Raw genomic sequence first — 20,929 nt, forward strand, 5'->3', positions numbered from 1 at the left:
ACTTAAATTTATATTGGAGGTTTCGCTGATATGAGAAGGTTTTTACTCTGGGCCCCTTTCGGGCTCGTTCTTACCATGGCGGGGGCGGCTTTCGCCTACGACGGAGCTGCTCCTGATTTTGGGATTCTGTCCCTCCTTCCCCCTGTGATAGCCATAGGACTCTGCGTCCTGACCAAGGAGGTCATACCCTCCCTTTTCGTGGGTTCCTGGGTGGCCGGAACTATGCTGGCTGGCTGGAATCCGGTTATAGGCTTCGGCGGGGCCGTCGAGTCGCTGTGGAACGGCCTTGGAGATCCCTGGGGTGCGAGGATCGTCCTTACCTGTCTCACCATGGGCGGTATGGTGGGGGTTATGCAGGTAGGAGGGGGAGTTGACGCCGCCGTCAGGTGGCTGACCGGCAAGATATCCAGCAGTCGCCGGGCCATGTTCTTCACCCAGCTGGCTGGTTTCGTCATTTTCTTCGAGGACTACGTGAACACCGCCGTCGTTGGAACCACCATGGCCCCGGTTTCGGACCGCTATCGTATCTCAAAGGAGAAGCTTTCCTACATAGTGGACAGCACCGCCGCCCCTATCGCCTGTATCGCCGGGATTTCCTCCTGGGTGGCCTACATGGTGGGTCAGATAGGTATGCAGTTCAACGAGCTTGGCATAACCGCCTCTCCCTACGTGACCTACATCAAGTCCATACCTTTTGTCATCTATAATATAGTGGCCTTGGTCCTCCTTACCTACGTGGTGCTCTCAAGCAGGGATTTCGGGCCAATGCTTACGGCGGAGAGGCGGGCCAGGAAGACCGGTCAGCTCCTTCGGGAGGGCGCTCAGCCTCTTAGCAACTCGGGAGAGGATAAAGATCTTCTCCCTCTGGACGAGACCCCCAGGAGGGTTATAAACTTCGTCCTTCCTCTGATATTTTTGATAGGGACGATCTTCACCATGCTGGCTGTGACCGGAGGCTGGCCTAACGTGGGCCTTGCCCAGGCTATAGGCGAGGGAAGCAGCTCCAAGGCTCTGGTCTACGGTGCTTTCGGCGGGACCTTTATGACCATAATCCTCTACGCAGTTCAGGGCTTGGCCCCTCTCGGCAGGATGTTTCGGGGCTTTATGAAGGGCGCCCAGGCAATTTTCGTCGGCTCTCTGATCCTGATATTCGCCTGGGGAATAGGGTCGGCCATCAAGTCGGTCGGGACCGCGGGGTATATAGTGTCCGTCGCCGGCGATCTTCTCAGCCCGGGATGGATCCCCCTTCTCACCTTCTTCGTCGGGGCGGTGGTGTCCTTCTGCACCGGAACGTCCTACGGGACGATGGGTATCCTCATGCCCATAGTGGTTCCTCTGGTGGCGACTGTGACCGCCAATTCCGGCCTTGATCCGATGACCCATATGATCCCAACAATCGGGGCGGTGTTCGCCGGGGCGGTCTGGGGAGACCACTGTAGCCCTATATCCGACACCACTATAATGTCCTCTATGTTCAGCGGATCGGACCATATAGACCACGTGACAACTCAGGCTCCCTACGCCATGCTTGCGGCGGTAGGGTCCGGTGCGGGCTACGTAGGGATAGCCTTAGGGTTTGGCCCCTGGGTATGTCTGGCCATTGCGTCGGCGGTTACTTTGATACTCTTCCAGATCCTCTCCAGCCCTGTGGAAGACTACAGGCTCGACGAGGCTCCTGTCGGCGAGGTTTCTACCGGAGCGGCGGACTGATATACTTGGGCTCGGGGCTGCATGGCTCCGGGCCTTTTTTAGAAAGGAGTTTTTTTAGATGGATTTTTGGAAGATGAACGGCAACGGAAACGATTTTGTGGTGATCACCAACCGCTCCGGCCTGTCCGATTCGGACCTGTCGGACCTTGCAAGGCGGGTCTGCCGCCGCAGGAGGTCCATAGGGGCGGACGGTATTTTGGTGGTGGAGGATTGCGACGGCTACGACTTCAAAATGAGGATCTTCAACTCCGACGGTTCGGAGGGGGAGATGTGCGGCAACGGCGCCCGGTGTATCGCTCGGTATGCCTTCGAGACCGGTGTTGCCGGTGAGAATATGACATTTCAGACCTTGGCGGGGCCTATGAGGGCCTCGGTGAAAGGCTCTTTCGTCGAGCTTCATATGGGGATTGTTCCCTCGGTTCCTCAGGTGGTCCCTATTGATCTGACCGGCTGGGGTGGAGAGCTGGAAGGGGATTTTTCGACCGTCGGGGTGCCCCATCTGGTGGTCTATCCCGGCGAAGGAGAGCACTCTAGGGAGGATCTTGTCCGTTGGGGCCGAGATCTCCGTAACAGGACCGACCTTTTCCCCGGTGGAACCAACGTGAACTTCTCCTGTCCCTCCGGTGAGGGGGCTTTGAAGGTTGTTACCTACGAGAGAGGGGTGGAGGATCTGACCGATTCCTGCGGCACCGGCTCGGTGGCGTCGGCTATTTCGGCGGTGGTCAGGCTGGGATATCCTCTTGAGGTTCAGGTGTCCAACCCCGGAGGGGTGAACCAGGTGTCTTTGTCCCGTTGTGGCGGTGGGTTTGAGGCCCTTTTGGGGGGGCTTGCTCTGGTTGTGACAAAAGGCAGTATAGAAAAAGAGGCCTAGAAAACTAGGCCTCTTCGTCTTTTTCCTCTGTCTCTTCCGATTCTTCGGACTCTGGCCCGAAGAGATCGTCCAGGCTTATGTCCAATGAGAGTTGATGAAACTTGTCGGCGACCTCGATGTTGTGGAGAAATAGCTTCTCCTCCGCCTCTCTGACAAGCTCGTTTTCCTCCGCCTCCTGTAGGTCCGTATGGAAATGGACAGGGGAGTAGCGGGTGGCCCCTGCTACCTCTTCAAATACCTTAGGTTCCTCTTTAGGTTTTTCTTCCTCAAGGTCTTTCTTCTTGCTCTCGTCGTCCGCCACGTACATCACCTCACCCTCTTTCCCATACTATAACACCCAGTTTGTCCGGTCAACGATTTTGTTTCTCCGTGCTATACTCAGACTGTAAAACCTATCATATAGGGAGGGATAAAATTGAGCAAAGGAAAGTTAGCAGCTCTGTCGGCGGCCTTTTTAGCGGTAGCGGGAGTCGCCCTGTTCGTGACCGACCTAGGTACGGGGGTGGTTAGAGATCAGGCGATTAAGGCCCTCACCGAGACCCTTCAGGCCAAGGTTTCCATTGGGGATATTTCGGGAAATCCCCTTAAGGGGTATGTCATATCGGATCTCTCTTTGGAGAGGGAGGGAGAGTATTCCGTCGGTCTGCCCTCTTTGGAGGTCAAGATTAACTTGATAGCCCTTGTCCGAGGGGGAGCGGTGGTGGATAAGGTCGTCCTGTCCGGCCTGTCGACCGACCTGGATCAGGTGACCGCCCTTATGGACAGCCTGCCTCCTTCCGAGGGAGGAGGTGTTCCGTCGGTGCCTGTAGGGGCGGTTTCCCTGGTGGATTCGTCTTTCGGAATCCCCGGTGGAGTGGTGGAGATAAAGGATCTGTCCGGTCGATTTAAGGACGATCGGGGGATCGCCTTCGACCTAAATATGGACCTGGCCTACGGCGGTCTTCCTGTCAAAGGTAAGGTGCTAGGGCTCTACGGCGGGTCTTTTCTCACCGTCGGGGATCTGGACCTTTCTGTTGGTTCAGGTAAAATCACCGCTAAAGGCGATCTGTTTCCCGATTTAGCGGCCCAAGGGAGGATAGACAAGCTGAGTCTCGCCGATCTGACCGGCCTTTGGCCCGAGCTTGCCGATTCGGCCTCCGGCACCGGGTCTTTGGCCTTCGATGTAGGGGGAACTCTAGAGTCTCCGGTTATAACCGGCTCTATGGCTTTTGACGGGGTTTTAGCCGCCCTTCCGGTGAGCGGTCTGGAGGGCGGTCTGAGTTATCAGGATATGTCTATGGCTTTACAGGACCTCAGGGCGGTGGTCGCTGGGGTGCCCCTTTCAGGCGCTTTTTCCGCTCGGTTTGGCCCGGAGAGTCCGGTTATAGACCTGAAGATGGACGCGTCCAACGCCGATCTCGATAAGCTGAGGTCCTCCTATCCTCAGATACCGGAGGAACTTTCAGGGGTGGTCCAGTCACTTTCGGTGGCCCTTGATGGGCCTGTGGATAAGCTCAAAGGCACTTTAAAGGCGAGGGCCGAGTCCCTAAATGTCATGGGATACGGTCTTTCCCAAAGCTGGGCTTCGGTGGCCCTCGCCCCCGACGGTAAGGCGACGGTCTCCGCTAAAACGGTGTTTCAGGGTCAGCCTGCTTACCTGGAAGGCGGTCTGTCTTTCGGTAAGGGAGGTCCCGAGGCTAAGCTGCTATTTAAGGTCAGGAAGGTCCCTACCGACCTGATCGCTTCGGTGTTGAGGGGTCCTCTTCCTGTGGCAGGGGAGATAGATATGGATATGTCCATAAAAGGGGCACTGACATCTCCCTCCATAACCGGCACCGTGAGCTCTCCGTCCCTTTCGGGATTCGACCAGGTTATAGAGGCTCCGTCGGTGAAGTTCGTCCTCAAGGGGACCGATCTGGAGATCCCCTCCGCCCAGGCGACCTGGCGAGGAGCTCCTCTTGCCCTGTCGGGGAAGGTGGCTATGTCTCAGGATCCCTCGGGGTCCTTTAAAGGAGAGATGAAGGGGCTGAACCTGGCCTCCTTGCCGGAGCTCGGGGTTGACGCAAAAGGCAGGGTCGATCTGGATTTCTCCGTGGGCGGCAAGCTGGCGGACCCCTCCCTTCAGCTGGGGCTTCGGTCGCCTAAGGTGACTTTTGGCCCGATGGACGTGGATAAGGTGGATCTTAAGGTCAAAGGAACAGCTAAGGCCGTGGATCTGACCGGTTCGGCGTCGGTCTCCGGCGGTGCCCTCTCGGCATCGGGATCTTTGGGACTGGGCGATTCCCCGACGGTGGAACTGGCCCTGAAGGGCGACGGCATAGGACTGGATAAGGTTCTGGACCTGCCTATCTCCGGTGCTCTGTCCGCTCAGGTGACCGTTAAGGGCTCCGTCGCCGATCCCGAGCTGGCGGTCTCCATCTCTGTCCCTAAGGCTGTCGCCTGGGGCCTTGGGGTCGACGGCTTTGGGGCCTCATTAGTCTCTAAAGGGACATCTGTGACCTTGAAGGAGGCCAAGGCGTCGGTAGGAGGAAGCCCTTTCTCCATGAGCGGTTCTTTCGACGGGAAAGCATATAAAGGGGAGTTCCAGCTTTCCGGCACCGATCTCGACCTGACTAAAGCCTCTCAGGGATTGCCGGAGGCCCAGTCCTACGGTCTAGGGGGGAAGCTGTCCCTCTCCTTTAAGGGGTCTGTCGACGGTAAGTCGGTTGAGGGTGGAGGCCGGATAACCGCCCCTGTCCTGACCGTTATGAACCTGTCTTTGAAGAACGTCAGCTATCCTCTGGAGCTCAAAGGCAATAGGCTGACTATACCCTCCGCTACCGCCGAGCTCTACGGAGGTTCGGTGGTAGGATCGGGCTGGATCGATCTGGATAGCCTCAAATTCTCCAAAAAGGTCTCGGTTTCCGGAACCGACGTGGCACCTCTTATCAGGGATTTCGCCGGTACCGATGGCACTGTGACCGGTGTAGGAAAGGCCCAGTTCGAGGGAGCAGGGGTTCTCTCTCCCTTTAGCTTTAAAGGCAAAGGCACCGCCGAGCTTGGAGGAGGTCAGGTAGTGGGCTTTCCTCTGGCCCAGGTCGCCGCTTCCCTTCACGGCACCGACGGCATTCGCTATCGTTCCGCAAAAGGGGCCTTTCAGGTTATAGACGACCGGTTTGTCCTGGATAAAGCCTCTGTGGAGGCCCACGATGGCGATCCTATATATCGGTCCTTCGTCTCGTCGGGAGTTATCGGTCCAGACAGAAAGCTCGATCTGGATTGTGCCGGTGAGGTCAATATGAGGCTCTTAAACGCCGTCGTAGGCGCTGGAGTTGGCGGAGTTCTAGGGGGCGGCGCGGGTACCATCGCCGCCATAATAGGCGGTGCCCTCGGAGGAGCCCAGCAGGGTATATCTAAAGACGATTTCAGGGATATTTCCTTTAAGGTTGCCGGGACCCTCGACTCGTCGTCGGTGAAGGGCCTTAAAGTAGGGCCCTCAAAGATAGCCCCCGAGCAGGTTCAGGAGGCTCCTGGGGCGTCTATTCAGCCTCAGCCTCAGCCGCCGGTGCCAGCTCAGCCCGTTCCTCAGGAGGAGCCTAAGAACCTGGAGGACCAGCTTAAAGACGCTTTAGAGCAGGAGGCGGGGAAGGTCCTTCAGAACCTTTTCGGAGGGGGCAATTAAAGGGGGTTCTCTGAAAACGCCGGTCCTCGGGGAGATCGTTCCGACAGGGCCCATTCGAGCCCGTATACTCGACCGAAACAGGGCACAGGCGGGACGGTCTCCCCGAGGGACTCCAAACGTCAGTTTTTAGAGTCCCCTAAACTTATAACTGTATTGAGGTGAGCCCTATGGATAGATCGGATTTGAAGAACTGTAGGAGGATCGTGGTAAAAGTCGGCACCAGCACCATAACCCACGACACCGGCAAGCTGAACCTTTTCCGTATGGAGAGGCTGGCCCGGGCGTTGTCGGATCTCCACAATCAGGGGAAGGACGTGGTCCTCATAACCTCCGGTGCGGTAGGAGCTGGGGTTGGACGGATGGGGCTCAGAGAGAGGCCGTCGACTCTGCCTATGAAACAGGCCCTTGCGGCGGTGGGACAGGCGTCTCTCATGCAGATGTACGAGAAGTTCTTCGGAGAGTACGGCCAGACCGTGGGGCAAGTGTTGCTCACCAGGGACGCTTTCGACGATAGGCCTAGGTATCTGAACATAAGAAATACCCTGTGCGGATTGCTGGAGCTCGGGGTCGTCCCTGTTATAAACGAAAACGACACCGTGGCGGTGGAGGAGATAAAGTTCGGCGACAACGATACCCTGTCCGCCCTGGTGGCGGTGGCGGTTCAGGCCGATTTGCTTATAATACTGTCCGATATCGACGGCCTTTACGACAGAAATCCTAAGGATAACCCCGACGCAAAACTGCTTCCGGTGGTGGACCACATATCGGAGGAGATAAGGCAAAACTCCACCGGAAGAGGTTCCAGCTTCGCCAGCGGCGGTATGTACACCAAACTGGCTGCCGCCGATATCGCCCTCCCGGCAGGTATCCCTATGATCATAGCCAGCGGAGGGGAGGATAGGGTGGTGAGGCGGATAGTGGAGGGGGAGGATTTAGGCACCCTTTTTCTCCCTTCCACCGAGGGAACCCACGGCAGAAAGAGATGGATAGCCGCCGGTGCCAGGCCTCAGGGGATCTTGGTGATAGACGATGGTGCGGTCACGGCGCTTAAGGAAAGAGGGGGGAGCCTTCTTCCATCAGGGGTAATAGCGGTAAGAGGGGATTTTTACAGAGGTCAGATGGTCTCCATTCAGGCCATCCACGGCGACGAGGTGGCCAGGGGCCTGGTGAACTACGATAGCGCCGATGTGCTGGCCATACTTGGCAGGCAGAGCGATGAGATAGAGTCGCTCCTAGGGGAGCGGGATTTCGACGAGGTGGTCCACAGGGACAACCTCGCGGTGATTTAGAGTTAGGAAGTGGATCTTGATATGGAGTTCAGTTTAAAGAATATGGGGACCGCGGCGAAGGTTGCGTCCCGTTTTGTGTCCCAGACCAGCGGCAAGGATAGGGACAGGGCGCTTATGGCAATGGCTGAGGCCCTCTTGAAAGGGACCGACGAGATAGTCAGGGCCAACGGAGTGGATCTGGCGGAGGGAAGGGCTGGAGGTCTGTCCGAGCCTTTGCTGGAGAGGCTTTCCCTGGACGAGGGCAGGGTTCGGTCTATGGCTAAGGGGCTGGAGGAGATCGCCGCCCTGCCCGATCCTCTGGGCAAGGGAGACCGATGGATAAACGACCAGGGGCTGGAGATCTCCAGGGTGAAGGTCCCTCTAGGTGTGATCGGCATGATCTACGAGTCTCGGCCAAACGTGACCGCCGATGCGTCGGGGCTCTGCCTTAAGGCTGGGAACGCCGTTATCCTGAGAGGGGGCAGGGAGGCGGTCAACTCAAACCGTGCCATAGCGTCGCTGATCAGAGGGGCCCTGAGGGAGTCGGGTTTCCCGGAGGATTCGGTCCAGCTTCTGGACGATCCCGGTCGGGAGGCTACTCAGGCCCTTATGGCGCTGGACGATCTGGACGTCCTGATCCCCAGAGGAGGTAAAGGCCTGAAGGAGGCGGTGAGGGTCCACGCGAAGGTTCCGGTGATTATGACCGGTATGGGGCTGTGCCACCTCTACGTCGATCGCTCGGCGGACCTGGGCATGGCGGTGGATATCGCGGTGAACGCCAAGGCCCAGAGGCCATCGGTGTGTAACTCTATAGAGACCTTGCTGGTTCACTCGGAGGTGGCACCTGCCTTTTTGCCTCTTCTCTCCTCGGCGATGGAGGAGGCGGGAGTGGAGCTTAGAGGCGACGGCAGGGTTCGATCGCTGGTGTCCATGGCCAGCGCCACCGACGAGGACTGGGATACCGAGTACCTTGCCCTGATCCTGTCGGTCAAGATGGTGGACTCGGTGGAGGAGGCGATAGACCACATAGATCGCTACGGCTCAGGCCACAGCGAGGCCATCGTCACCGGTGATTATGGGACGTCCCGTAAGTTTCTGGACCAGGTTGACGCTTCGTCGGTTTACGTCAACGCCTCCACTCGGTTTACCGACGGTTCGGTCTTCGGCTTTGGGGCGGAGATGGGCATAAGCACCCAGAAGCTCCACGCCAGAGGTCCTATGGGGGTGGAGCACCTGACAACCGTCAAATACAGGGTCCTAGGCTCAGGACAGGTCCGAGGTTAGCCGTGGCGAAAAGGAACATAACCGTCCTCTGTGGGGGTAACAGCCCGGAGAGGGCGGTTTCTTTGGAAAGCGGCAGGGCGGTGGCCCAAGGACTGACCGAGGCGGGCCATTCGGTGCAGGAGGTCGATCTTGTCTCTTCGGAGGGTGTTTTCGACCTTTTGAGGGAGAAGAGGCCCGACCTTTTCTTCATAGCCCTCCACGGAGGCTGGGGGGAGGACGGCCACATCCAGGCTGTACTGGATATGGCGGGAGTTCCCTACACAGGCTCTGGACCGGTGGGCTGTGCTGTGGCTATGGACAAGGTGGTGTCTAAAGCGGTTTTTTCGTCCTCCGGCATAGACGTGCCTTGGGGGCTCGAGGTCCATAAAGGGGAGTTTCCCGATCTCTCTGAAGATCTCCTCCGTTGGGGAGGGCTGGTCGTGAAGCCCTGCTGTGGTGGGAGCACCGTAGGGACCTCTATAGTCTCCCATCTGGAGGATCTGTCTCCCGCCTTGTGGGGGGCCTGGGAGCAGGAGGACAGGGCTCTGGTGGAGGCCTATGTTCCAGGCAGAGAGCTAACCGTGGCGGTGATCGATTTTAGAGGGGTCCCCAGAGCCCTTCCGGCGGTGGAGATAGCCCCTGAGGGGGGCTTTTACGACTACCGGGCGAAGTACGGAGGCGGCAGCTGTTACACCTCTCCTGCCGATCTGGCCCCTTCTCTGGCGGAGCTTCTGGCCTCCCAGGCCTGTGCGGCCCACCGGGCCTCAGGTTGCTCCATATACTCCAGGGTGGATTTTAGGGTGGACCCCGATGGTCGCCCGTGGGTGCTGGAGGTCAATACCGCTCCAGGGATGACCTCCAACAGCCTGGTTCCTAAGGCGGCCAAGGCGGCGGGATACTCCTTTCCCGAGCTTTTGGACTACATAGTCGAGGAGTCCCTGATCCTCAGGGGATAGCCATACAAAGAGGCGGTAGGGCCCTACAGGGCTTTGCCGCCTCTTTTACGTCTAGGTAAAAAAAGCAAGTCAGGTTGCATGATATGTATAGGTGTGTGTTATACTTATATCAGGGTAACTCGTCTTTTCTCCTGAAAAGCTCTTCCATCGCCTTTTTCCTTCGATTATCTCCCTTATCCGGTTTTTGATCCGATTTACCTATGTTTACCTATTTAGAACGCTGAAAACTCTCATTGTCTGTGGGGGTAACTAAACTGAGGAGGGATGTTCCGTGTTATCTAATCATGAGAATAAGCTACTTATCCTGCACCGTCACGGAGATCGCCGCCCCGTCCCCGCCCGACTGTGTCGTCTGGATATGTCCGATTACGACGATGTCATGGCTCTCAACGCCAGGGTGTATAACGAGGTGGCCGACGAGGATATCTATGTCTCCGATAACTCTATAGAGCGAAACCTCTCAGGGGAGGGGTTCGCCTTAGGGGTTCGGGCCGCAGGGGTGTTGGTGGCTATGTGTATTTTTTCCTGGGTTATGGAGGATATGGCTAAGGTGCTTGAGGGCACCTATCTGGAGGACTGGCCTCTAGAGTCTTTCGCTATGAGGGATATCGTGGTGGTGGATCGGGATTACCGGGGCAACGGCCTCCACAGGATGCTCATAGAGGCGTCGGGGTCCTTCGTCCCCTCCAGGAGAAAGTACGTAATATCCACCGTGTCGCCTAGAAACTGGGCGAGCCTTAAAAACGTTCTGGCGGAGGGGTATTACGTGGTGGCCTGCAAGAAGCTCTACGGCGGCCATAATCGCTTTATAACCTGGCAGGACCTGGACGATCCTATGGTCATATCCCGTCATCTTCCTCTGAAGATATCCGCTAAGGACCTTGATTGTCACAGGCAGGCTCTGGCGATGGGGGCGGTGGGATACGAGCTGGAGAGGCGAGGGGACGAGGTGTTTCTCCGGTACGGCAAAGGAGTTCGGCGGTCTAAGGCGATTCCATCTCTCTTCGGAGACGAGGATAGTCAGGCAGGATAAAAAAAAGAGACCCAAAAAAGGGTCTCTTTTTTTATTAAGGAAGCCTGAGGTTGCTGATGATCTCCCTGATAAGCTGGTCCCTGGCGACCAAGGTCTCTCTGAGGACCTGATCGGTGGACTTGTAGAGCTCTTTCATCTCCTCGACTGCGTCGATGGCACCGGTGTTCGCTTTGGCGATCACGTCAAGGCGGGCCTCCATGGACTTGAAGGTCTCGTTGATCTCCGCCAGGCTGGCCTCCATGGCGCTGGTCTTCTCGACCATGGTGGCTTCGGCGGTGGCTATGTCCTTGCTGGCTGTGGCCATTTTGTCCTCAAGTCGGTCCAGCCTGAGCATGATTCCCGAGAACAGCCCAAGGAAGATAACCGCCATGAGGATGAGAAGGCCGTACTTCTTGACCTTGCTCTCCCCTCCGGAACAGGAGTCGTAGTCGGAGTTGCAGCAGCAGTCGTCGAAGTCCTGCTCCATCTCCTCTTCCTCTGTCACCATTTCGTCCGCCATAAGTTCCTCGTTCTGATCCTTCGCCTTGATGTTGTCGTCTTCGTACATTATCCCATCTCCTTTTGCTGTCCGGCGGACAAACGCCGGAGAATTATGTCTCCTGTCTGTCCTTCGATGCCTTCGTATAGGGAAAATGATAGCATAAAATCCAGCCTGTTTCGTTATCTTGTGAAAATCTTTTCGATAAAAACAGGATAGACTTTAAACCCACCTTCCCGATGAAGCATTATACCAGTTTCCCGCCTATAATGTGACCTCGTTGACTTAGGGGTGCCAAGATCATAGTATAGAAAAAACAGAGTAAAAAATCCAGCCCTTATTAGGAGAGGAGGTTCCATTATGATCGGAAGAAAGCTTTTTGCCCTATGTTGTGTGATCGCCTGCGTCCTGTCGCCGGTGGCGTCTTTCGGATCCACCGTCGAGGCTCAGGGAGAGGCGGCTATTCTGGACGGCAACAGAGCGGCCGCCAGAGAGTCCGCTAAAAGACAGCTTTACAGGAACGCCCTGGAGAAGGCCATAGGGGCCAGGGTGGAGGGCATCACCGAGATGAAGGACTTTCAGGTGGTGCGAGATCGGGTGTTCTCCAGCTCTCAGGGGCTGGTAAAGGACCTGACCATAACGAGAGAGTGGGTCGAGGGCGATATACTGTATCTCCTGGGAAGGTGTGTGGTCGAGGAGAAGGCTCTGGACGGTGTTTTAGGCCCGGCGGTTATAGACGCCCTTGGAAATCCCAGGGTGGTTGTCCTGGTGGACGAGGTTATAGGAGGAAACAGGCCCTTTCTGGTTGCCTCCGAGGGACAGGTGGAGTCGGCCTTTCAGAAGGCGGGCTATCTGATGCTCGACAAGGGACAGTTGGACGCTATAGCGGCGAAAAAGGCGGAGGCCGCAAGGATATCCGGCGACGATACCGCCCTGGCGGAGCTGGCCAGGGATTTCGATGCCGACGTTATCCTCTACGGCAAAGGCCAGTCGTCCTCTTTTACCAGACAGAAGATATCCGGTCAGACCATCCACGGGGTTAGGACCCTCTTTAAGCTGAAGGCGGTCATAGCTCAGACGGGACAGAGCCTAGGCGTGGAGGTGCCAGACGTTCGGACGAAGGGCATGAGCGAGGAGGACGGGGCCATAAAGGGCCTTAAAGAGGCCGCCGACAGGGCTTCCCTCTCTCTGGTGAACGAGGTGGCCTACGCCCTTACCGGCGGCTCCTCCGGGGTCCCGGGGCGGAACGTGAGGGTCACAGTGGAGGGGCTTGACTTCGGTGCCCTCAGGGATCTTGAGGCCACTTTGCGGGATTCTCCCGGTATAGTAGGGGTCTACCGGAGGTCCTTCCGGTCCGGCAGGCTCGAACTGGACGTGTCGGTGGACGGAACCGCCGAGGATGTGGCGGTTATCCTGGATAAGGCAGGTCTGGAGGTACTGGACCTTACCGCCGCTACCGTGGGAGCGAGGCGAGTGCGGTGAAGATGCTGGGACTGGCGATTATCACGGTGTTTTTAGCTGTCTACCCTTTAGGTGCCCAGGAGGTCCAACAGTTTGAGCACGGTCTGGTGGACTGGGAGAGAGGGCTGGTGCTCGTCGAGGGAAGGGTCCCTCTGTCAGACCAGGGGAGCCCTTCCTCGAGGCTCAGATCTCAGAGGGCCGCCAGGCTTTCCCTCTTTATGAACGTGTTTCGTGTCTCCTCCGAGCTGACCGGCTTAGATCTGCCGGAGAACCTGGATATCGGCGAGGATCTGTTTAAAGAGGTTGTCGTCACCGGTGGAGAGAGGGACGGAGACTACGTTCTGTGGGCCTGGTTTCCTTTAGAGCGGGTTAAGGGGCTTACGATCAATCGGTAGGGATGGAGAACTTGAGCTCCACTCCGTCACCTTTAGGCCTTATGGTGGCCTCGTCGGGGTCCAGTTCCTCCAGGTTGATGGAGTCCAGGACCGATTTTACCGAGTTTCTAGTGGCCTCGTCCAGGGCGTCCAGCTGTTCTTTGGCCTTTTTGCCCAGGTCCTCCAGCTCTTTCGGCAGCTTTATCGTGCTCTTTGGGGGATCGTCGTCGGAGACCGTCCAGGAGCCCTCAGGCAGCTCTACCGGGATTTTTTCCCTCGATCCGACCCCCTCTATCCGATAGGACCGAGGGGGCTCGGTTTTTTGGGGTTCCCCCTGTGGCTCGTCGGTCGTTTTCGGGAATACAGGCTGGGCCTCTCGGTGGTCTGCCTCCACGTATCCCGGTGGTTGAGGTGCAGGGGGCTTTTTGCCCCCTGACAGTCCTGCCAGAATACCTGCTATCAGGAACAGGAGGGTCAAAAGCGCTTTCAGTATCATAGGTCCTCCTCCTTTCTAGATGGGGTGTTAGTATTATACAAGGTCGACGGACTCGGCCTAGCTTAAAAAAGAGGTGATTTAGGTGGATTATTTGAAGGCCGCCGACGAGGGGCTGAACGGTCTGAAGGTCCTTCCCGGTGAGGATCCTATGGAGAGGGCCTGGCGGAAAACGTTAAACTCGGTTATAGACCAGATAGTCCAGGAGGATCCCTCAAGGGAGGGGGCTATCGCTCTTATGGATCTGAAGCTCGATCCCGGTCCTTTTCCTGGGACCAAATACGTAGATCGCCGATCTCTGGCGGTCTCGGTGGCTTTAGGGGCGGTTCTGGGGGCCTTTGCGGTGGAGTTGGTTCTTCCTCCCCTACCGGCGACCTGGGTTCCTGCTCAGTGGATAGGGGCTATAGGTGCCTTGTTAGGGGCGGTAGGGGCTGTTTTCTTTGCCAGACCTAAAGAGGTTCCCGATATGGGCCGGGCCCGGGCTCACCTCGCCCTTTTGGCGGAGTTGACCTTTAAGACCATAGAGGCGACGACGGCTAAGCCGGTGGAGCAGGCTAGGAAAAACGATGGCGATATAGCCAGGGCGCTGTACGACCTTAAAAACGCCTCTCCTGACGGTCTGGTGGCAGCCGCCGAGGGGCTTCTCATAGAGGCGGCTAACGGGGGGTACGAGGGGCTGAGAGGAACCCCTTCCTTCGTGAATCCCTCAGGTCCCTCGGTGTTTAGCTGGAGTGCCGATCTTCTCGATCGATACGAGCCTTTCGGTTATTACGACGAAGGGGATCCTGTGATGGAGGAGAGGGCTCCGATCGTGAAAGACGGGGTTGTCCTGGAAAAAGGGGTCGTTCGGAGGGCCCTCCGATGAGCCGTCCGGTCCTGGCGGTGGATTTTGGGACCTCTAACTCCTACTTCTGCAAGTGTCCCCACGACGACCTTATTCCCTCTCCGGTGGACTTTATCTCCGGCAGTACCGGAATGGACACGGCAATTCTGTACAGAGAGGGAAGGTCTCCTCTGGTGGGAGCCCAGGCTCTGAGTACCTGGGGGGAGGCCTCGGAGGAGGAGAGAGCCCACTACAGCCTTCTCACCAGGTTCAAACCTGAGATAGACGTGGACGAACGGGCCTTTAAGGGGGCGGTGGATTTCCTGTCTCAAGTCAGAGAGGACGCCAGGAGGATGAATATAGTCTTCAACCCTATGGAGCGGGACGTCTTCTTCGGAGTTCCCTGCCAGGCCTCCGAGTCCTACGTTTTGGCGGTTAAAAAGGCGGCAGAACAGGCGGGATACGGCGAGGTTAATACGGTGGAGGAGCCTTTAGGGGCGCTGCTTTTCCACCTGTCTCAAGGGGATATGTCCCCTTCGGAGGCCATGGGGTCGGTGTTGGTTCTGGACTTTGGCGGCGGAACCTTCGACGCCGCCCTCCTTGAGAAGCTGGATGTAAAGGACTCCTGGGGCGACTGGGCTATGGGAGGGCGGCTCTTCGACGACCTGTTCTATCAGATATTGGTGCAGGCGAACCCCGAGCTGGTCAATCTATCGGAGGATCCTGGAAGGGAATACTTCGTTCACTGGTACTGGAGCAGGGTGCTGAAGGAGGGGTTTTCCGACACTATGTCCAGAGATAGGGAGGAGATCTGGACGAGAACCGCCGGAACCTACGGTGCCATAAGACACCTTAGATGGGAGGAGTTTATCTCCATGGCGTCGGACTATCGGCCTACGGACCAGATGCTTAGATCCATAGGGGTCAACTGTCCCGGTATGAACGGCCCTGAGAACCTGCTTCATAGAGTTTCCCAGCTGATATCCAGAGGACGAGGTGCCAAGACGGTGATTCTGGCGGGAGGGAGCTGCCTTTGGCCCTTTATTCCCGATATGGTTCGAGATCTATTGCCCGACGCCAGGCTGATCAGGAGCGATCAGCCCTATGGGGTGGTGGCAAGAGGGTTGTCCCTGCTTCCCGCTCTGAGGAGCAGAAATGACAGATCTATCGCCGCGTTGAGAGGGTCTTTGCCCGATTTTATGGGGAAGATTCGGTCTGAGGTGGTGGACAGGTTGCTCTCTAAGGCTGCCCAGGAAGGTTCTCTCGAGTTATCCTCCCTTATGATCGAGAAGGTGGTGGTTCCGGTCCTGATGGACTACCGAGCCAACGGTGGAAGCCTTTCCCGGCTTAGAGGTTCGATGGAATCGGGTATCGATTCGGTAAAGGAGGAGATGGACGGCCTTTTAAGATCTCACATGGACAGAGCTGCCCGGACAATCCCTAAGGCCACGGTGGAGATGATGGCCCGGTGGTTCAAGGATAAGGGGATCAAGTCTCTCCCTCGGGATCTGAATTTGGCCCTCGGGGAAGGTGAGGCCGATCTCCTAAAGGCGGTGGATCTTGGGAGGCTCTCCCCTATCAAGGGGCTGGTGGACTCTCTGGACGGCGTTATAGGGATCGTGGTTGGGCTGGTTACGGCATCTCTGTGCGGCGGTGGAGGTATAGCTCTAATAGCCACCGGTATCCCTGGGCTATTGGCTGGCGCTGCCATAGGTCTGGGAGGCTACGTTTTTGGCAGAAAGTCGATAAGGGAGAAGCTGGAGAAAGTGCCCGTCAATTCGGTTTTATCCCGGTTTTTGATGTCCGAAGGTCCTATGAGAAAAACCGTCGAAAAGGCCAGGGTCTCTATAGCCCAAGGGGTGGACGAGGCGATCCGTCGGGAGTGGGCCGCTGTCGAGCCGGAGCTTATGTCTTCGATAAGAGAGGTGGTGGAGGAGGAGATCAAAGGATTGTCCCTGATAAACCAGATAGAGGGAGGCTCCTATGGAAAAGGTTAGATCGGTTCTACTGAGGCTTATAGCGGTGATATTGCTTCTGTGTCTGTCCTCCCAGGGGCAGGCCTACTCGGGCTTTAAGGGGAGTTCAGCCTGGAAGTACATGGAGGGCCGTCGCTCCAATAAATACGCCAAGGCCAGGGTCGAAGTTATGTCCCACTATTTCAGGACGAAAAACCCTACCTTGAGCGGCAAGGCGGCGGGAGGGTACGCCTCTTTGGTGGACGCCATTTCCCGTAAGTATAAGCTGGACCCTTTTTTGGTGTCCTCCATAATAGTCAAAGAGTCCACCGTGAGGGTCAAGGCCAAAAGCGGCGTTGCCTATGGCCTGATGCAGGTCAACTGGCGTGCCAACGGAAGCTGGATTCCCAGGGTGTTTCCCACGGTAAAATCCCCCGCTAGGCTTCTGAGGTCCAGGGCTAACATATACGTAGGGTCCTACATACTCCGAGAGGCTATGCAGCGAAGCGGCGGCGACGTGGACAGGGCTCTGGATATTTACAGGGGAAGGAACGTTCCCTCTTACCGTGAGTCTATTCACAGGTATTACTCCGAGCAGGTAGGTTTGCTTAAAAAGCGGCTCGGCCGCTGACCGTGTACATAGCTGGTTTGACCGTATAGAATAGGTCGACCGGAGTTAGCCGGAATATACGAAAGGGGTTTTTTTATGACTTCCCGAGATAAAAGATACAACGAGGTGTGGTTTACCGAGGAGTCCTCTCGCCACCTTCGTCTGTCCCTGAGGGTGAACAGAGAGCTGGTTAGAAAAGAGAGTCCCTATCAGTCGATTATGGCCCTAGAGACCGCCGAATACGGAAGGATGCTGGTCCTGGACGGGGCTATCCAGCTGACCGAGAAGGACGAGTTCTGCTATCACGAGATGATGGCCCACGTGGCCCTGTGCTCCCATCCTGACCCTAAAAAGGTTCTCATAGTCGGTGGAGGGGACGGTGGAACCCTGAGAGAGGTGGTCCGCCACGACTCGGTGGAGAGGGCGGTTTTGGTGGACATAGATGAAGAGGTCATAAACACCTCCAGGGAGTTTTTTCCCTCGGTGAGCTGTGCTATGGACCACCCTAAGGCGGAGATCCGTCCTATGGACGCTATGGTCTACATGAAGGACCACAAGGGGGAGTTCGACGTCATTATCGTCGACGCTACCGATCCGGTGGATATGGCGGCAGGGCTTTTTCAGTCACCTTTTTATAGGGATGTCTGGGACGCTCTGTCGGAGGACGGCTTTATGGTCACCCATATAGAGTCTCCCTTCACCGACGCGGCCATAATGGTTCCCGCCTACGGTGCAATGAAGGAGGTCTTTCCCTCGGTCCATACCTATCTGGGTTTTATGCCTACCTACCCCTCTGGGATGTGGGTCTACGCCATTGGATCGAAGAAACACGACCCCTCCGAGCCTCTCAGGGAAGCTCCAGAGGGCTTGAAGTACTACACCTCCGATATACACCGAGGTTCTTTCGCCATGCCTCCATTTCTCTCCCGTATGCTCTCAGGGGAGGAGGACGTAATAAGCAACTACTGATCTCCGTCGAAAAGGATCGAGTCCTAAAAGGGGCCTCGATCCTTTTCGCTTTGGTACAAAAGTAACTACGGATACGTGCCCTATGGTGGTAGAATTATCCATACAGATCGGTAATTTTTTTGGGAGGTGTGTGTATGAGATCTTGGGGACTGAAAGCTAAACTTCTCGGAGTGATAATCTCGGTGTCCTTTTTGGCCTTCGCCCTGGCGGTAGGTATACTGACATATCGGGCCGGGGAGATGGCTCTGGAGAGCGCCTACCGCATAGGGGAGGAGACCTCCATACGCTACGGGACTCAGGTGTCCGAGTATCTGGGGAGGGCCTTGACCCACGGAAGGGATCTGTCGGTGAACATGGCGACGCTGGTCTCTCAGGGAATGGCGGACAGGGAGCTGGGTATATCCCTCCTTCGGGCTACGGTGGAGTCCAACCCTCAGCTGCTAGGGGCCTGGGCTGTGTTTGAGCCAGGGGCTTTCGACGGCAAGGACGACCAGTACGTCGGCAAGCCGGGCCACGATCACACAGGACGTTTTATTCCCTACCTGGTTCGCTCCGAGGGCTCTATTATTCTGGATCCCTCGGTAGAGTACGAGACCTCGGACTATTATCTGGTTCCCATTAAGACCGGCAAGCCCCTCATCTTCGACCCTGCCGAGTGGGAGGTAGGCGGAAAGATGGTCATGATGACCTCCCTCTGCGTGCCCGTTCTACTTGACGGCAAACCCATAGGGGTGGTTGGGGTGGACATAGCCATGGAGACCTTTCAGGCTCTGTTTGCGTCCATAAAGCCCTTTGGCACCGGCTACGCCGGCCTTCTCTCGGACCTTGGAACCTACGTGGCCTATCCCGACAGGTCGCTGGTAGGGACGACCTTAAGCGATTCGGAGGCTATGGCGGCGGTGACCGGTGGAAAGCTTTTCAGCCGTACTGTGGTCTCCGCCGTGACAGGGGATAAGGTCTACGAGACCTTTCAGCCTGTGGCGGTCGACAGATACGGATCTCCCTGGTCGGTGGAGATAGCCCTTCCCTACGACATGATATACAGAGACGCTCGGTCCATACTGTTTCAGGGTATCCTGGTCGGATGTGTAGCCCTTCTCCTGTTATCCGGGGTTATCCTGGTCTTCGTGGGCAAGGTGGTTCGACCGGTGAAGGTGGCCTCCGCTCTGGCGGAGAGGGCTAAAGATGGTGATCTGTCCATCTCCAGAGATGATTTTCAGACCCGATCCTCCGACGAGGTGGGCCTGCTGGCGGACTCCCTCAGCTCGATGATCCAAGGGCTTCGGAACATGGTTGTGGAGATAACCAAAGAGGCTCAGACGGTGTCCGATAGGTCCAGCTCTCTGGCGGCTTTCTCCCAGCAGTCTAACGCATCTATGGAGGAGATATGGGCCTCCGTTGAGAAGGTGACCGCCATGGCGGATAAGAACTCCGCAGCCCTCTCGGAGGGGGAGGCGTCGGTGCAGGAGGTGGCGGAGAGCGCACAGATGACCGCCCGGTCCGCTACCGAAGGGGCGGAGGCCTCTCAGAAGAGCTCCGATGAGAATCAAAAGGCCGTCGAAAAGGTGGTGGAGGCCATAGGCCGTATGGAGGAGGCTAGATCGGTCTCCGAGGATAGCATAGTCAGGATAAAGAGCCTGGGAGAGTCGGTGGACTCTATCGGAGGTTTTGTGGGGGACATCACCAGAATAGCCGACCAGACAAACCTGCTGGCTCTGAACGCCGCCATCGAGGCGGCAAGGGCGGGAGAGGCGGGCCGAGGGTTCGCCGTCGTAGCCGACGAGGTCCGAAAGCTGGCGGAGGAGTCAGCCCGCTCCGCGGAGAATGTAGGCAAGATTATATCCCTCCTCCAGTCCAGCTCCCAGCAGTCCATAGAGGCCACCGAGAGGACCGGCTCTATCCTCGAAGGTGCGATGAATACGGCCCGCTCCGCTCAGGAACAGCTGGGGAGAGCGGCGGAGATCGCCCATGTGGTCAACGAGTCCATCCAGAGCATCGCCGCTGTGGCGGAGGAACAGGCGGCGTCCTCGGAGGAGATGGCCTCCTCTATGGATCAGATCGGCAGAGGAAACCTGGAGACCGTGAGGATGATAGAGTCGATCCGGGAGGCCTCGGAGGAGACCGCCAGGGCGTCGGAGAGCGTCTCTCAGGAGGCCCAGGACGTGGCTAAGAGCGCCGGAGCCATGATGGACCTGGTCAGGCGGTTTAAGCTGTCCGAGGAAAACAGGTCGGTGCAGGTCAGATAGTTTTTGACAGGTTTACCTGTGATATTTCCTAAAATTCCTTTGTGATTGCCTCTTTCCATGGGATAATCATAGCAGAAGAGGCCCTCTCGGTCTTTTCAAACCGGTAAAATCGCCGATGTAAATTCCCTCTCACTGATCTATACTGATCAATGGACAGAGGCTTTTTGTTCGAAACGGAGGAATTTTAGCGATGAGTGTATTTCGTGAAACAGGCGGTGTCTCCCTCAGGGAGGATCTGGACCTTTTCGTCGAACATGAGACCCTCAGGGTTGGGATTATGGAGCGTATGGAGGGCCTGCTGGCCCGAGTGGAGTCTGTGGAAGGTGCGGAGAGAAAGGCGCTGGAGAAGGAGATAAGGGCACTTGGTCGCCAGCTTAACAGGCTGGACAGGCTCGATAGAAAGAGGGCCGACAGGCTGGTCGACGGGGCGGTGAGGTCGGGAGACCGAAGGCTTTTGGCCCAGCTTGAGGCTCTGAGGAGCCGGTATGGCCGTTCTCAGTGGGGTTTTCCCGTTATCGACGTGGATGGGCTGTCTAAGACCTTAAAACAGGGTATCGCAAGAGGCGTCAGCACCATAATGCTCTGTGGCGTCATAGCTATCGGAACCGGTCAGCCTGGACCTGGAAAGGTGTCCATATCCTCCTGGGATCTCTCCAACAGAGAGGAGCTTCACGAGGTAGCCAATATACCGGAGATGCTCGGTCTGCCGGAGAGATAGGTTTTATCCATCCAAAAGAGGGGGAATTCCCCCTCTTTTTTTTTGTTGGTCTCTATTTCGA

General features: G+C 56.9%; 18 protein-coding genes. 15 read left to right on the forward strand and 3 right to left on the reverse strand.

Features of this window, described 5'->3' with window-relative positions; all coding sequences use genetic code 11:
• The first annotated feature begins 30 nt into the window (after positions 1 to 30).
• Together B9Y55_RS02900 and dapF are read left to right on the forward strand one after the other, a co-directional pair.
• On the forward strand, positions 31 to 1,710 hold the full coding sequence (locus tag B9Y55_RS02900; protein ID WP_085543860.1) for a Na+/H+ antiporter NhaC family protein: 1,680 nt from the start codon (positions 31 to 33) through the stop codon (positions 1,708 to 1,710).
• A gap of 58 nt (positions 1,711 to 1,768) precedes the next feature.
• Positions 1,769 to 2,581, forward strand: a complete 813-nt coding sequence (gene dapF / locus B9Y55_RS02905) for a diaminopimelate epimerase (protein ID WP_085543861.1) — start codon at positions 1,769 to 1,771, stop codon at positions 2,579 to 2,581.
• Positions 2,582 to 2,585: 4 nt separating this feature from the next.
• On the opposite strand, the gene B9Y55_RS02910 is transcribed toward dapF, so the two are convergent.
• Positions 2,586 to 2,888, reverse strand: coding sequence for a hypothetical protein (locus B9Y55_RS02910; RefSeq protein WP_085543862.1), 303 nt, complete (start codon positions 2,886 to 2,888; stop codon positions 2,586 to 2,588).
• A gap of 108 nt (positions 2,889 to 2,996) precedes the next feature.
• Here B9Y55_RS02910 and B9Y55_RS02915 point away from each other — a divergent pair, with 108 nt between their 5' ends.
• The 5 genes from B9Y55_RS02915 (at position 2,997) to B9Y55_RS02935 (ending at position 10,741) form a co-directional block, all read left to right on the forward strand.
• Positions 2,997 to 6,221, forward strand: coding sequence for an AsmA-like C-terminal region-containing protein (locus B9Y55_RS02915; RefSeq protein ID WP_085543863.1), 3,225 nt, complete (start codon positions 2,997 to 2,999; stop codon positions 6,219 to 6,221).
• 167 nt (positions 6,222 to 6,388) lie between these two features.
• Complete coding sequence (gene proB / locus B9Y55_RS02920; protein WP_085543864.1) at positions 6,389 to 7,510, forward strand: glutamate 5-kinase; 1,122 nt, start codon at positions 6,389 to 6,391, stop codon at positions 7,508 to 7,510.
• 21 nt (positions 7,511 to 7,531) lie between these two features.
• Positions 7,532 to 8,773 carry a glutamate-5-semialdehyde dehydrogenase gene (locus B9Y55_RS02925; protein ID WP_085543865.1) on the forward strand — a complete coding sequence of 414 codons (1,242 nt, stop codon included), beginning with the start codon at positions 7,532 to 7,534 and terminating at the stop codon, positions 8,771 to 8,773.
• A 2-nt stretch (positions 8,774 to 8,775) separates the two neighbouring features.
• Entirely contained in the window at positions 8,776 to 9,708 is a 933-nt protein-coding gene (locus B9Y55_RS02930; RefSeq protein ID WP_085543866.1) for a D-alanine--D-alanine ligase family protein, read from the forward strand.
• Between the two features lie 271 nt (positions 9,709 to 9,979).
• Positions 9,980 to 10,741, forward strand: a complete 762-nt coding sequence (locus B9Y55_RS02935) for a hypothetical protein (RefSeq protein ID WP_085543867.1) — start codon at positions 9,980 to 9,982, stop codon at positions 10,739 to 10,741.
• A gap of 34 nt (positions 10,742 to 10,775) precedes the next feature.
• Here B9Y55_RS02935 and B9Y55_RS02940 read toward each other — a convergent pair whose 3' ends face one another.
• Complete coding sequence (locus B9Y55_RS02940) at positions 10,776 to 11,288, reverse strand: hypothetical protein (RefSeq protein WP_085543868.1); 513 nt, start codon at positions 11,286 to 11,288, stop codon at positions 10,776 to 10,778.
• A 291-nt stretch (positions 11,289 to 11,579) separates the two neighbouring features.
• On the opposite strand from B9Y55_RS02940, the gene B9Y55_RS02945 reads away from it, so the two are divergent.
• Together B9Y55_RS02945 and B9Y55_RS02950 are read left to right on the forward strand one after the other, a co-directional pair.
• On the forward strand, positions 11,580 to 12,701 hold the full coding sequence (locus tag B9Y55_RS02945; RefSeq protein ID WP_085543869.1) for a flagellar assembly protein T N-terminal domain-containing protein: 1,122 nt from the start codon (positions 11,580 to 11,582) through the stop codon (positions 12,699 to 12,701).
• On the forward strand, positions 12,698 to 13,075 hold the full coding sequence (locus B9Y55_RS02950; RefSeq protein WP_085543870.1) for a hypothetical protein: 378 nt from the start codon (positions 12,698 to 12,700) through the stop codon (positions 13,073 to 13,075). Before B9Y55_RS02945 ends, B9Y55_RS02950 begins: the two co-directional genes overlap by 4 nt.
• On the opposite strand, the gene B9Y55_RS02955 is transcribed toward B9Y55_RS02950, so the two are convergent.
• Positions 13,065 to 13,550, reverse strand: a complete 486-nt coding sequence (locus tag B9Y55_RS02955; RefSeq protein WP_085543871.1) for a hypothetical protein — start codon at positions 13,548 to 13,550, stop codon at positions 13,065 to 13,067. The genes B9Y55_RS02950 and B9Y55_RS02955 overlap by 11 nt on opposite strands.
• A gap of 82 nt (positions 13,551 to 13,632) precedes the next feature.
• On the opposite strand from B9Y55_RS02955, the gene B9Y55_RS02960 reads away from it, so the two are divergent.
• The 6 genes from B9Y55_RS02960 (at position 13,633) to B9Y55_RS02985 (ending at position 20,868) form a co-directional block, all read left to right on the forward strand.
• Positions 13,633 to 14,412, forward strand: coding sequence for a hypothetical protein (locus B9Y55_RS02960; RefSeq protein WP_085543872.1), 780 nt, complete (start codon positions 13,633 to 13,635; stop codon positions 14,410 to 14,412).
• A complete protein-coding gene (locus tag B9Y55_RS02965) occupies positions 14,409 to 16,367 on the forward strand; it encodes an Hsp70 family protein (RefSeq protein ID WP_085543873.1) in 1,959 nt (652 codons plus the stop codon). Before B9Y55_RS02960 ends, B9Y55_RS02965 begins: the two co-directional genes overlap by 4 nt.
• A complete protein-coding gene (locus tag B9Y55_RS02970) occupies positions 16,354 to 16,956 on the forward strand; it encodes a lytic transglycosylase domain-containing protein (protein ID WP_085543874.1) in 603 nt (200 codons plus the stop codon). Before B9Y55_RS02965 ends, B9Y55_RS02970 begins: the two co-directional genes overlap by 14 nt.
• Before the next feature lie 75 nt (positions 16,957 to 17,031).
• Positions 17,032 to 17,904 (forward strand): polyamine aminopropyltransferase, encoded by an 873-nt coding sequence (gene speE / locus B9Y55_RS02975; RefSeq protein WP_085543875.1) that lies wholly within the window; start codon positions 17,032 to 17,034, stop codon positions 17,902 to 17,904.
• Between the two features lie 134 nt (positions 17,905 to 18,038).
• Positions 18,039 to 20,150 (forward strand): methyl-accepting chemotaxis protein, encoded by a 2,112-nt coding sequence (locus tag B9Y55_RS02980; protein WP_085543876.1) that lies wholly within the window; start codon positions 18,039 to 18,041, stop codon positions 20,148 to 20,150.
• Between the two features lie 190 nt (positions 20,151 to 20,340).
• Entirely contained in the window at positions 20,341 to 20,868 is a 528-nt protein-coding gene (locus tag B9Y55_RS02985; protein WP_085543877.1) for a hypothetical protein, read from the forward strand.
• Positions 20,869 to 20,929: the final 61 nt, after the last annotated feature.

Source organism: Dethiosulfovibrio salsuginis, from assembly GCF_900177735.1.
Classification (GTDB): domain Bacteria; phylum Synergistota; class Synergistia; order Synergistales; family Dethiosulfovibrionaceae; genus Dethiosulfovibrio; species Dethiosulfovibrio salsuginis.